Source organism: Streptomyces sp. HUAS MG56 (assembly GCF_058673395.1).
The window spans coordinates 5,372,721-5,385,162 of sequence record NZ_CM178722.1; the positions used below are offsets into that span (position 1 = coordinate 5,372,721).

The window sequence follows — 12,442 nt, forward strand, 5'->3', positions numbered from 1 at the left end:
GCGTCCCCCTCAGGTTGTAGGGGTGGGGCGGGCTCCACCTCCTGAAGGTGGAGTACGACTACACCCGGTCTGCGGGTTCGACCCTGAGTCGGACCCTGAGGCGGGGCGTGGGCGGCCGCCGGGGCTCGACGATCCCCGCGCCCCCGCGCCCCCCGTGGCCCGCGGTCACCGGCGCCCTGGCTGCCGTCGCCGACGCCCTGGCCCGCGGTCGCCGACGTCCCTCGGCTCACCCGTCCGACGTCAGGACCAGCCCCGACGTCGGAACCCCGGTGCCCGCCGTCACCAGGGTGCGGGACGCGCCCGGTATCTGGTTGACCGCCGTGCCGCGCAACTGGCGCACCGCCTCCGCGATGCCGTTCATACCGTGCAGATACGCCTCCCCCAGCTGGCCCCCGTGTGTGTTCAGCGGCAGCCGCTCCTCGGCGACGAAACCGGCTGCCTCCCCCCTCCCGCAGAAGCCGAACTCCTCCAGCTGCATCAGCACGAACGGGGTGAAGTGGTCGTACAGGATCCCCACGTCGATGTCGGCCGGGCCGAGGCCGCAGGCCCGCCACAGCCGGCGGGCCACCACGCCCATCTCCGGCAGGCCGGTCAGGTCGTCCCGGTAGAAGCTGGTCATCTGCTCCTGTGCCCGCCCGGCTCCCTGCGCGGCCGCCGTGATCACGGCCGGGGGATGCCGCAGGTCCCGGGCCCGCTCCACCGAGGTGACGACAAGCGCCTGCCCGCCGTCGGTCTCCTGGCAGCAGTCGAGCAGTCGCAGCGGCTCCACGATCCAGCGGGACGCGGCGTGCTCGGCGAGGGTGAGGGGACGGCCGTGGAAGTACGCCGCCGGGTTGGTCGCCGCGTACATGCGGTCCACCACGGCCACGTGCCCGAACACCTCCGGCGTCAGTCCGTACGTGTGCAGATACCGCTGGGCCGCCATCGCCACCCAGGAGGCCGGGGTGAGCAGCCCGAACGGCAGCACCCAGCCGAGCGCCGCCCCCTCCGCCGACGGCTCCCGGTGCTGCACGCCCGCGCCGAATCTGCGGCCCGAGCGCTCGTTGAAGGCGCGGTAGCACACCACCACCTCCGCCACGCCCGTCGTCACCGCGAGCGCCGCCTGCAGGACGGTCGCGCAGGCCGCGCCGCCGCCGTAGTGGACCCGGGAGAAGAAGGACAGCTCGCCCATCCCGCAGGCCTGGGCCACGGTGATCTCCGGGCTCGTGTCCATCGTGAACGTCACCATCCCGTCCACGTCGGCCGGCGCCAGGCCCGCGTCGTCCAGCGCGGCCCGCACCGCCTCCACCGCCAGCCGCAGCTCACTGCGCCCCGAGTCCTTGGAGAACGCGGTGGCCCCGATCCCGGCGATCGCCGCACGGCCGCCCAGGGTGTCCCGCGTCCGCGCGCTCATGACGCACCTCCGCCGGGATACGTGCCCGCGCCGGGAGACGTGCCCCCGCCGGGGAGGGTGACCGTCACCGTCCCGGTCACATGCCTGCCGATGCCGTTGGCGCCGACGACCCGCACGGTCGCCGTGTCGCCGTCGTCCCCTTCGACGAGCTCCTCGATCCGGCCCGTCAACACCATCGTGTCCCCCGGGTAGTTGGGCGCGCCCAGCCGGATGGCGACCTTGCGGAGCACCGCCGACGGCCCGAAGTGGTCGGTGATGTATCTGCCGACGAGGCCGTTCGTCGTCAGGATGTTCATGAAGATGTCCGGCGAGCCCTTCTGCCGGGCCAGCTCCGCGTCGTGGTGCACGTCCTGGTAGTCGCGGGACGCGATCGCCCCCGCCACGATCAGCGTGCGCGTGACCGGGATCTCCAGCGGCGGCAGCTCGGCACCCACCCGCGGCGCCGCCGCGCCCTCACTCGCCATGCGCGATCAACTCCCCCAGTTCCTGGAGCACTTCGGTCCCGCAGCCCAGATACGCGTCCAGCTGCCGGCCCCACAGGAAGTGCCGGTGCACCGGATGGTCGAGGTCGGCTCCCGCCCCGCCGTGCAGGTGCTGGCCCGTGTGGACCACACGGTGTCCCGCCTCGGACGCCCACCAGGCCGCGGTCAGCGCGTGCGTGGCGTACGGCAGCCCGGCGTCCCGCCGCCAGGCCGCCTCGTAGGCCGTCACCCGGATCGCCTCGATGTCCATGTGGGCGTCGGCGGCGCGCAGTTGGACGGCCTGCCGGGTGGCGAGCGGGCGCCCGAACTGCTCACGGGCGCCCACATGCGCCACGGCCCGCGCCAGCGAGCCCGCGCACACCCCGGCCTGGAGCCCGGCGAAGGCCGTACGGGCGGTGGCGAGGACGTCGGCATGGGCCTCCGGGCCGCCCACCGGCTCGGCGGGTGCCCGGTCGAGGGTCAGTCTCCCCGCCGACCAGGGTGCCGTCAGCTCGACCGGGGTGACGGCCGTGCCCGAACCGAGCGGGACGAGCCACAGCCCGCGGCCGGCGTCGGCGACCAGCACATGGGTGGCGTCCCGCAGCCACGGCACGACCGGGACCGTGCCGGTCAGCTCCCCGCGCGCCGAGGCATGCACCGCACCCTGCGCGGGAAGCGCCCCGGCCACCACGGCCGAGCCGTCCTCGACCGCCGGGAGCAGCGCGCCGCGCTGCGCGTCGCTGCCGTGCGCGGTGAGGGCCAGCAGGCCGTACACACAGCTCGCCGCGTACGGCACCTGGGCCGTCGTCCGCCCCTGTTCCTCCAGGAGCAGCACCAGCCCGAGCAGGCCCAGGTCCGTCACCGCGCCGACCAGGCCCGCCACGCACAGGGCCTGCCAGAGCTCCGGGTCGCTGCCGGTCCCGGCCGCCTTCAGCCGGTCGGGGCCGGCCAGGTCGCCGAAGATCCGCGCGGCCAGGTCACGGGCCCCGGCCTGGGCCTCGGTGGGCGTGAAGTCCATGTCAGCCCTCTCCCTCGACGATCCGGAAGACCGGCAGGACCAGCGCGCCCTCGTCGCCCCCGGCGTTCCCGGCGTCCCCGGCGTCCTCGTAGCGGCGGAACTCCACCCGGACCGGCAGCCCGATGCGCACCTTGTCGTACGGCACCCCGACCACGTTGCTCACCATCCGCACGCCCTCGGCGAGCTGGATCAGGCCGACCGCGTACGGCGGATCGAAGGCCGGGAAGGGCGGATGGTGCATCACCACGTACGAGTGGACCGTGCCCTCGCCGCTCGCCTCGACCGTGTCCCACTCCGGGCAGCCGCAGGCGTTGCAGCCCGGCAGCCAGGGGTGGCGCAGGGTGCCGCAGTCCGTGCAGCGCTGGATCAGCAGCCGGTGCCCGGCCACGCCCTCCCAGAAGCCCGCGTTGTCCCGGTTGACCACCGGGCGCGGGCGCCGGGGGCGCGGAGCGGGCGGATTCCGGTGCGCGGGGGCGTACTTGAGGATGCGGAAGCGGTGCGTGCCCACCAGCTCGCCGGCGACCCGGACGTCGGTGCGGGTGGTCACGAAGTAGCCCGTGCCCAGCTTCGTCGTCTTCCGCTCCGACACCGCCTCGATCACCGTGTCGAAGGCCACCTCGTCGTCCGGGCGCAGGGGCCGCAGATACTCCTGCTCGCAGTCGGTGGCCACCACGGACGTGCAGCCCGCCGCGTCGAGCAGGCCGATCAGTTCGTCGTAGGCGCCCGTGCGCCCCGCGTGTCCGGACAGGCCGCCCATCGTCCAGGCCTGGAGCATGGTGGGCGGGGCGACGGCGCCCGGGCCCGCGTACACCGGGTTGGTGTCGCCCATCGCCTCGCACCAGTGCCGGATCATCGGCAGGTTCACCGGGTCCTTGCCCACGGCGGCGACGGCGGCCGCCCGCCCTGCGTACCCCGCGAGCCGGGCGCCCAGCTCGTCCGCCTCCGGAACCCGCGCGCTTGCCTCCGTCCCCTCCGGGACCCGCGCGCTCACCGCTGTCCCCTCCGCGTCCCGGCCGCTCGCGCCGTCCGTGCCATCCCGAGCCGCGTCGTCGCGACGATCTCCCGCTGCACCTCGCTCACCCCGCCCCCGAACGTGTTGATCTGTGCCGCCCTGTTCAGCCGCTCCAGCTCGCCGTCCCCGAAGACCCCCGGGGAACCCGCGCGGACCAGTCCCGCCTCGCCCGCGATCTCCTGACACATGCGATACGTCGCGACAGTCGATTCCGTTCCCGCGAATTTCACGCCGCTCGCCTCGCCGGGAGCCAGTCGGCCCGCCCCCACGTCCGCCACCAAACGCCAGCTGAGCAGGCGGTTCGCCGCCAGGCGGGCATGTGCCTCGGCGGCCCGCAGACGCACCCAGGGCTCGTCGATCCGGCGGCGCAGATTCACTGGATCGGGTGTACGGGCGGCGGCGAGCGCGGCTTCGAGACACTCCTCGGCCTGCATGCCGAGCGCGGCGAGCGCGACGCGTTCGTGGTTGAGCTGGCCGGTGATCAGCGACCAGCCCTCGTGCTCGGTGCCGACCAGGTTCCGGGCGGGGACGCGGACGCCGTCGTAGTAGGTGGCCGTCGTCGTCTGCCCGCCCACCGTCTCGATCGGCGTCCAGGAGAACCCGGGCTCGTCGGTCGGGACGAGGAGGATCGAGATGCCCCGGTGCCGGGGCGCCTCGGGGTCGGTGCGGCAGGCGAGCCAGATCCAGTCGGCGTGCTGGGCGCCCGAGGTGAAGATCTTCTGGCCGTCGACGCGCCAGCCGTCGCCCTCCCGCACGGCCCGGGTGCGCAGCGAGGCGAGGTCGGTGCCGGCCGAGGGCTCGGTGTAGCCGATCGCGAAGACGGCCTCGCCGCTGAGGATCCGGGGCAGGAAGCGGGCCTTCTGCTCCGCGCTGCCGTACCGCATGAGAGTGGGCCCGACGGTGTTGAGCGTCACCATGGAGACCGGGGCGCCGGCCCGGTGGGCCTCGTCGAAGAACACGAACTGCTCGTCCGCGCCCCGCCCCTGTCCCCCGTACTCGACCGGCCAGCCGAGCCCCAGCCAGCCGTCGGCGCCGATGCGGCGCAACAGGGCGCGTGAGTCGGCGGGTTCGCCGCGCTCGGGCAGCACGGTCCGGAAGTAGGCGCGCAGTTCGGCGCGCAGGCGCTGCTGTCGCTCCGTGGGGGCGAGGTGCACGGCGGGCCTCCCTGCCTCGCGGACCTTCCCGGGAAGGTTTCTGACTGTCCGTCAGATACGAGGAGGTGTCAAGGTCGCCGACGCCACAGCCCGGGCCCGGACTCCCGACTCCCCGGGAAACGCCGACGCGGCGGCACCGAAGTGCCGCCGCGCGACGTGTTACGACCCCGAAGCACACCCCACGAGGGCCCTCACCGGGAGGGACCTCGTCCCGGGCTCACCAGAGGTTGGCGAAGTTGACGGACACGTCGTCATTGCCCTGCTGGAGGGCGGTGAAGGCGGAACCGTTGACCTGAGCGGTGTTGCTCCGGTTCGACGCGCCGTCGCCGACCGCGCTCTGCTGGGTGGTCGACGAGTTGCCGAAGTTGTCGTGGCCGACACCGCTGCCGATGACGCTCGCCACACCGGCGTTCGATCCGTGACCCGCGATGGCGCCGTTGTCTGCGGCGGCGACACCGCTGAACAGGGCGGCGGCGAGCGGGAGAGCAGCGACGGCGGCGACAACGCGGGCGGTACGGATGCTTGCCATCTTGTTCCTCCAGAAAGCGGCCCGAGAGGCCGGACGTTTGTGAACTGTGGCTGGTGTCAGGGCAGTTGGCCGACTGCCTCGACTTCGTGGACGACGTCGCGAATCAAGAGTTGCCCACCGAATCCCCGGCGAACCACCCGGGAAGCCCCGATTAGCACGCAAGCGTGAGGACAAGTCGATAAACCCCTATCGCCACTATTCGTCTCCTCTCCACCCAGGAGGCGCGCGTCGGCACTTTCACACCCCAAGCGGCACAAGGGGTGAACCGTTCCGCCGCGCGCCGCGCCCCACCACCGGCTCCGCCCGCACACCGAACGCACCCCCTTCCCTTTTTCGAACGCACGTACGAACATGGATCCATGGCCACCACCGACCGGCAGGCCACGACCCTGGCCCTCGCACACGCGCTGTCCGCCGCCGAACGCGGCCTGGCCGTCATCCCGCTGTCCCGGACGAAGCTCCCGGCCCTGCGCTCCCCCCACCGCGACGACCCCGACCCGGCCGGAGCGCGCTGCCACGGCGCGTGCGGCCGCTTCGGCCACGGCGTGTACGACGCCTCGGCCGACCCCGCCCGCATCCGCGCGCTGTTCGCCGCCGCCCCCTGGGCCACCGGCTACGGCATCGCCTGCGGGCTGCCCCCGTACCACCTGATCGGCGTCGACCTGGACACCAAGTCCGGCACGGACTCCTCGGCCGCCCTGCGCGAACTGGCCCTGCGGCATCTGTTCACGATTCCGGAGACGGTCGTCGTCCGGACCCCGAGCGGCGGCCGCCATCTGTGGCTCACCGGCCCGCCGGACGCCGTCGTACCCAACTCGGCCGGCCGCCTCGCCCCCGGCATCGACATCCGGGGCGCCGGCGGCTACCTCGTGGGCCCCGGTTCACGCACCGACCACGGCGTCTACACCGCCGCGCCGGGCACCGCGCACCTGGCCCCGGCCCCCTGCCCGCCGTCCCTCCTGCGCCTGCTCCTGCCCCCGCCGCGCGCCCCGCACCCGGCCCCGGCCGTCCCCGGCGACCACGGCCGCGGCCTGATCCAGTTCGTCCTCTCCGCCCACGAGGGCCAGCGCAACACCCGCCTGTTCTGGGCGGCCTGCCGCGCCTACGAGAACGGCCTCGGCCCCGCCCTCACGGACGCCCTGACCGAGGCGGCCCGGGGCACCGGCCTGACGGAACGCGAGGCCCGCGCGACGATCGCCTCGGCGGCCCGGATGACGGGACACCGACCGTGAACCAGCCGTGAACCGGGCACGGAAAAGGGGCGCCCCGCACCGGGGCGCCCCTTCTGACCTGCACATCTACGAACTGTGCGGAGGCGGTGGGATTTGAACCCACGGTGACATCGCTGCCACGACGGTTTTCAAGACCGTTCCCTTCGGCCGCTCGGGCACGCCTCCCCGCGCCGTCCACCTGGGACGGAGCGGGTAACAGCGTACCGGGAGCGGGCGTTCGGCGGGCGCCGTGGTCCGGTACCGGGCCCGGGAGGCGGTCACACGCGCGTGCCGGTGCCGGCGGTGGGTCAGCTGTCGCCCGCCCGGGCGCCCAGGGTCAGGTCCACCGTGTGCTCCTGGCCGCCCCGCTTGTAGGTGATCGTCACCTTGTCGCCGGGCTTGTGGGTCCAGATCTCGCCGATCAGGGTCGGGCCGCTGTCGATCACCATGTCGTCCAGCTTGGTGATCACGTCGCCGGGCTTCAGGCCCGCCTTGTCGGCGGGGCCGCCCGACTCGACCGCGGCGGAACCGGCCGTGCCCTGGTCGGTGATCTTCGCGCCGTCGCTGGAGTCCTCCAGCGAGACGGACGCGCCGATCTTCGCGTACACCGGCTTGCCGGTCTTGATCAGCTGCTGGGCGACGTACTTGGCCTGGTCGATCGGGATGGCGAAGCCCAGGCCGATCGAGCCGGACTGCCCGGAGCCGCCGAAGCCGCCGCCGCTGTTGGTCGACTGGATCGCGGAGTTGATGCCGATGACCGCGCCCGAGCCGTCCAGCAGCGGTCCGCCGGAGTTGCCCGGGTTGATCGGCGCGTCGGTCTGGAGGGCGCTCATGTACGACGCCTTGCTGCTGGAGCTGCCGTCGCTGGAGGCCACCGGGCGGTTCTTGGCGCTGATGATGCCGGTCGTCACCGTGTTGGACAGGCCGAAGGGGGCGCCGATGGCGATCGTCTCGTCGCCGACGACCACCTTGTCGGAGTCGCCGAGCGGGAGGGGCTTGAGGTCCGACGGGGGGTTCTTGAGCTTGACGACCGCCACGTCGTAGCCCTGGGCATGGCCGACGACCTCGGCGTCGTACTTCTTGCCGTTCGGGAACGTCGCGGTCAGCTTGCCCCCGTTCAGCGCGTCCGCCACCACGTGGTTGTTGGTGATGATGTGGCCCTGGGTGTCGAACACGAAGCCCGTGCCGGTGCCGCCGTCGCCGTTGGTGCCCTGGGCCTCGATGGTGACCGTGCTGGGCAGCGACTTGGCGGCCACGCTGGCGATCGTGCCGGGCGCGCGCTTGACCTGCGTGGCGCCGCCGCTGTCGGAGGCGGAGACGGTGGTGGAGCCGCTGTCGTCGTGGTTCTTGGCCAGGGTGTAGCCGAGGCCGCCGCCCAGGCCGCCCGCGACCAGCGCGGCCACCAGGACCGCGGCGACGAGGCCGCCGCGCCCGCGCGGCTTCGGGGCGGGCTGCTGGTACGCCGCGCCCCAGACGGGGGCACCCGGGCCGCCGAAGCCGCCGGCACCGCCCGCGCCCGCGTCGCCGTAGGACGGGGTCTCGGGGTGCGGTGGGGCGGCGGGCCGCGGGGGCGGCCAGGAGCCGTCGGGGGCCGGGCCGGAGGGGTGTGCCGCGGCGGCTTCGGGGGCCGGGCCGGCCGGGGCGTCCCCGGGGAGCGGCGGGAGGGGGGTGGTCGGCGCGTTCCCGTCGGGCGCGGGGCTCTGCGGGGAAGCGGCGGAAGAGGCCACCGGCACAGGAGGTGCGGACGGGGCCGCGGGTACCTCGTTGCCCTCGTTCTCGGTGCTCACAGCTCTTCTCCTCGATCCACGGCTGGTGTTGTCGGTCGCACTCGGTCACGCTCGGCAGCTTTGCGTGGTGCTGTGTTCGGTCTTCGCTGTTCCGTTTGTATGGAGACAGCTTTTCCCACGGGCCGTCAGAGCACCATAAGCGGTGGCTGTGGGTCCAGGGCCAGTCTTTATATAAGGTTTTTCCGACAAAAGTTACATAGCCCTGCATTGGGGATTCCCTCACCACCCCGAGCGCCACCGGACGGTGGCACGATGACGCGGTGACCCACGCACCACAGCGCTCCGTCCAGGTCGTCGCCCACCGGGGCGCCTCCGAGGACGCGCCCGAACACACCCTGGCCGCCTACAAGAAGGCCATCGAGGACGGCGCCGACGCCCTCGAATGCGACGTACGACTGACCGCCGACGGCCACCTGGTCTGCGTCCACGACCGCCGGGTGAACCGTACCTCCAACGGCCGCGGGGCCGTCTCCGCCCTGGAGCTGGCCGATCTCGCCACCCTCGACTTCGGCTCCCGCAAGACCCGCGAGACCTGGCGCGGCCGGGCCGCCGACAGCGAGGAGCCCGACTGGGAGCACAGCCCGGAGGACCGCGCGGAGACCTCGGTGCTCACCCTGGAGCGGCTGCTGGAACTGGTCTCGGACGCCGGGCGGCGGGTTGAACTGGCCATCGAGACCAAGCACCCCACGCGCTGGGCCGGGCAGGTCGAGGAGCGGCTGCTGACGCTGCTGAAGCGGTTCGGACTGGACGCGCCGGTCTCCGCCGCCGAGTCCCCGGTGCGGATCATGAGCTTCTCGGCACGCTCGCTGCATCGCGTGCGTGTCGGCGCCCCGACACTGCCGACGGTCTACCTCGTGCAGTTCCTCACACCGCGGCTGCGCGACGGGCGGCTGCCCGCGGGCGTGGGGATCGCCGGTCCCTCGATCCGCATCGTGCGCAACAACCCCGCGTACGTGGAGCGGCTGAAACGAACCGGCCACCAGGTGCACGTCTGGACCGTGAACGAGCCCGAGGACGTCGACCTCTGCGTCGAGCTGGGCATCGACGCGATCATCACCAACCGCCCGCGCGCGGTGCTGCGACAGCTGAACCGCAGGTGACCCCGGACGCCTTCGTCACAGGGAGTGCACCGGCGCATTCGCTCCGTACGTGAGCGTTACGAATGCGTCACCGGAAGGGGATTGGCCGGTTTCCCCCACAGGTCCAAGGGGCATCCACACCGTGGCGTGGGGCGAAGGAGGTCTCGGGGGTGGCGTTGGTGGTGGCACAGGAGGTGCCCACGTCGTCGAGCATGGCCGTACCCCATGGCCCTGCGGGCGTGGGGAAGGCGAGGCACCGGATGCGCGCGCAGCTGCGCAGCGGCGGCGTGTCGGAGTCGGTCATCGACGACGCCGTACTGATCCTTTCGGAACTGCTCAGCAACGCCTGCAGACACGGGCGGCCCCTCGGTGACGCACCGGCCGGTGACGGCGACGTGCGTGCCGCGTGGCGCGTCGATCCGCGCGGGCGGCTCACCGTCGAGGTGACGGACGGCGGCGGTCCGACCCGCCCGGCACCGGCCACGCCGTCGGTGACGGCGCACGGCGGCCGCGGGCTCAACATCATCACGGCCCTCGCCGACGACTGGGGCGTACGGGACGACATCCGGGGCGAGGTGACGGTCTGGGTGGTGGTCCACGAGGACGTCCACGATCCCGATGCCGGGTGCCGGCGCGGCGGTTTCGCTACGCGCGTCACGGCCCCCGTACTCACCGGCATGGACATGGAGATGGCCGGCCTGGACTTCGCGGACGCCTTCGACGATCTGGACTGAGCCGCGGACCGGGATCCGGCCCGTCAGGTCCCTTTGGCCCTCCGCAGGTTCACACCACTGGCGTCGAGCGCGCGTGCGTTGTCCACAGGTTCCCGTCGGCGATGGCCGAAGAGGCTAGGCTCGCGCCCGTACGAGAACAGCCGTAACCGGGAGACACCCACGATGGCCAAGAAGCGACCCCAGACGAAGGCCAAGCCACAGATCACGGACGGAGAGATCCCGGTTGTCGGCGCCCGCGAGCCCTGCCCCTGCGGCAGCGGCCGGCGCTACAAGGCGTGCCACGGCCGGGCCGCCGCGCACGCGGTGACCGAGCTGGTGCACCGCCCCTTCGAGGGCCTCGGGGGCGAGGGCGACTGGGTCGCACTGCGCGAGCTGGTCCCGGCCGCGACGGTCGAGCTGACCCTCAAGGACGGCCTGCCCGAGGGCGTTCCGTCGGTCACGCTCGCCACGGTGCTGCCGATGGCCTGGCCCGCGCTGCGCCGCGACGACGGCTCGATCCTGCTCGGCCTGCAGAACGACACGGCGTCCGGCGACATCAGCCGCGACCTCGCGGACACGCTCCTGCGGGCGCTCGAAGCGCAGCCGGGCACGCCCGTGCAGGGCCGCCGCGCCCCCGCCGAGGGCCCCCGGCTCCAGGACCTGCTCGACGCCGACGCGCCGTTCGAGCCGGTCGTGCACAGCGGCTTCGAGTTCTGGGTGCCGGACGCGGAGAACGCCGCCCCGGACGTGGCCGCCTCCCTGGAGCGGGCCAACGCCGCCGCGATCCCGACGGCGAAGCTGTCCGGCGTGGACGCGGCGTACTGGTGCGAAACGCCGGAGAAGAACCATCTGCGGTGGGTGATGCCGCATCCCGAGGAGCAGCTTCTGGACGCTCTCGCGCGACTGCACGCCGCGGGCCGCTCCAGCCTGGGCGAGGGCACCCGGCTCGTGGGCTCCTTCCGTGCTCACGGGCTCACGGTTCCGGTCTGGGACCTGCCGAGCGGGATGTCGGCCGAGGACGTGGAGAAGCCGGCCGCCGAGTTCGCCGAGCGGCTCGCCGCCGCCCTCGCCACCGCCGAACCGCTCACCGCGGACGAGCGCCGGGCCCGCGGCGGTCTGACCAACCGGCAGGTCACGCTCAGCTGAGGCCCCCCTCGCGGGCGTCACGGCTGACTGGTCGGTCAGCCGTGACGACGACCTCCGGCACGGGTGACTCCTGTCACAACTCGCCGTCGCAGCAGGGGAATCGGTGGCCGAATGCCCCAGCCGGAATTTGCGAACCGGCGATCTCTTGTTACCGTTCCCGTATCCCGGTTGCTGGTGCATCCCCCGTCGCCAGCAACCGGGTCTTTCCATGTCCGCGTGATCCCGGCCGCTCCGTCCGCATGCGGCGGACGTTCCGCAGCCGGGCATCAACTCGCCGTCGGATCCCCGGAGTCGGCCGCGGCGTCGCCCGCGGACCCGTCCCCGGAGTTCGCCGGATCGCTGCCCGAACGCAGCAGCAGGCCACCGTCGTCCCCGTGCTTCGCGAACTCGGTGACGGCCGTGTAGGCGTCCGCTCCGCCCCGGCTGGGCTCACGGGGCGTCTCGCAGGTGGCGGGCTCGTCGTCGGCGCCGGTGACACAGCGCATCTCAAGACTGTGTCCGCCCGGGCCCATCAGGCTCAGCACGGAGTCGAGCGACGTGCCGGTGGCGTTGCGGTAGTAGGTGCGCGCCCAGGTCTCCGCTCCCTGGGTCAGCACACAGGTCTGCGCCTCGATGCCGTCGGGCGAGGTGAGCGCGGGGCCGCAGCGGGCGGCGGTGGCGAGGCCGAGCCCGAGCAGCCGGGGAGAGACGTCGGAGGAGGGGACCTTGGCGTCCCCGTCCCCTCCCGCGTGCGCGGACCCGCCCGCATGCCCGTTCCCGGAGCGTCGCAGGGCGTCGTCCTGTCCCGGCACCGGCGGGTGCCCGGCGTCCTGTGACTGGTCACCCGCCACGTGGTGGGCCTTCTCGTCCACCTGCCCGGCGGACGCCACGGCCAGCGGCAGCGCGACCGCGGCCGTCACGACGCCCATGAGGGCGAGCAGACGGAGCGTATGCGGGTCC

General features: G+C 73.2%; 12 protein-coding genes and 1 tRNA gene. 4 read left to right on the top strand and 9 right to left on the bottom strand.

The features are described 5' to 3' along the window. Positions 1-226: 226 nt before the first annotated feature. From AC4OXY_RS25490 to AC4OXY_RS25515, 6 genes are all read right to left on the bottom strand, one after another. A complete protein-coding gene (locus tag AC4OXY_RS25490; protein WP_491991123.1) occupies positions 227-1,393 on the bottom strand; it encodes a lipid-transfer protein in 1,167 nt (388 codons plus the stop codon). Beyond that, positions 1,390-1,857 carry a MaoC family dehydratase gene (locus AC4OXY_RS25495; RefSeq protein ID WP_356029874.1) on the bottom strand — a complete coding sequence of 156 codons (468 nt, stop codon included), beginning with the start codon at positions 1,855-1,857 and terminating at the stop codon, positions 1,390-1,392. Before AC4OXY_RS25495 ends, AC4OXY_RS25490 begins: the two co-directional genes overlap by 4 nt. Beyond that, the gene (locus AC4OXY_RS25500; protein ID WP_491991124.1) at positions 1,847-2,872 is read right to left on the bottom strand and encodes an acyl-CoA dehydrogenase family protein; all 1,026 of its coding nucleotides are present in this window, start codon (positions 2,870-2,872) and stop codon (positions 1,847-1,849) included. Before AC4OXY_RS25500 ends, AC4OXY_RS25495 begins: the two co-directional genes overlap by 11 nt. Before the next feature lies 1 nt (position 2,873). Further along, positions 2,874-3,863, bottom strand: coding sequence for a bifunctional MaoC family dehydratase N-terminal/OB-fold nucleic acid binding domain-containing protein (locus AC4OXY_RS25505; protein WP_356029872.1), 990 nt, complete (start codon positions 3,861-3,863; stop codon positions 2,874-2,876). Beyond that, positions 3,860-5,038, bottom strand: coding sequence for an acyl-CoA dehydrogenase family protein (locus AC4OXY_RS25510; RefSeq protein WP_491991125.1), 1,179 nt, complete (start codon positions 5,036-5,038; stop codon positions 3,860-3,862). Before AC4OXY_RS25510 ends, AC4OXY_RS25505 begins: the two co-directional genes overlap by 4 nt. A 217-nt stretch (positions 5,039-5,255) precedes the next feature. Next, positions 5,256-5,567, bottom strand: a complete 312-nt coding sequence (locus AC4OXY_RS25515) for a hypothetical protein (protein WP_356032332.1) — start codon at positions 5,565-5,567, stop codon at positions 5,256-5,258. A 359-nt stretch (positions 5,568-5,926) separates the two neighbouring features. Here AC4OXY_RS25515 and AC4OXY_RS25520 point away from each other — a divergent pair, with 359 nt between their 5' ends. Beyond that, entirely contained in the window at positions 5,927-6,799 is an 873-nt protein-coding gene (locus AC4OXY_RS25520) for a bifunctional DNA primase/polymerase (protein WP_356032334.1), read from the top strand. 78 nt (positions 6,800-6,877) lie between these two features. Here AC4OXY_RS25520 and AC4OXY_RS25525 read toward each other — a convergent pair. Then, positions 6,878-6,964, bottom strand: a tRNA-Ser gene (locus AC4OXY_RS25525). A 122-nt stretch (positions 6,965-7,086) separates the two neighbouring features. Beyond that, on the bottom strand, positions 7,087-8,565 hold the full coding sequence (locus tag AC4OXY_RS25530; protein WP_376287867.1) for a S1C family serine protease: 1,479 nt from the start codon (positions 8,563-8,565) through the stop codon (positions 7,087-7,089). Positions 8,566-8,825: 260 nt separating this feature from the next. Here AC4OXY_RS25530 and AC4OXY_RS25535 point away from each other — a divergent pair, with 260 nt between their 5' ends. The 3 genes from AC4OXY_RS25535 (at position 8,826) to AC4OXY_RS25545 (ending at position 11,503) form a co-directional block, all read left to right on the top strand. After that, the gene (locus AC4OXY_RS25535) at positions 8,826-9,665 is read left to right on the top strand and encodes a glycerophosphodiester phosphodiesterase (RefSeq protein WP_376287869.1); all 840 of its coding nucleotides are present in this window, start codon (positions 8,826-8,828) and stop codon (positions 9,663-9,665) included. A 62-nt stretch (positions 9,666-9,727) separates the two neighbouring features. Beyond that, positions 9,728-10,378 (top strand): ATP-binding protein, encoded by a 651-nt coding sequence (locus AC4OXY_RS25540; RefSeq protein ID WP_356032340.1) that lies wholly within the window; start codon positions 9,728-9,730, stop codon positions 10,376-10,378. A gap of 162 nt (positions 10,379-10,540) precedes the next feature. Further along, a complete protein-coding gene (locus AC4OXY_RS25545) occupies positions 10,541-11,503 on the top strand; it encodes a DUF5926 family protein (RefSeq protein ID WP_356032342.1) in 963 nt (320 codons plus the stop codon). Positions 11,504-11,769: 266 nt separating this feature from the next. On the opposite strand, the gene AC4OXY_RS25550 is transcribed toward AC4OXY_RS25545, so the two are convergent. Beyond that, on the bottom strand, positions 11,770-12,411 hold the full coding sequence (locus AC4OXY_RS25550) for a hypothetical protein (protein ID WP_402067323.1): 642 nt from the start codon (positions 12,409-12,411) through the stop codon (positions 11,770-11,772). Between the last annotated feature and the right edge of the window lie 31 nt (positions 12,412-12,442).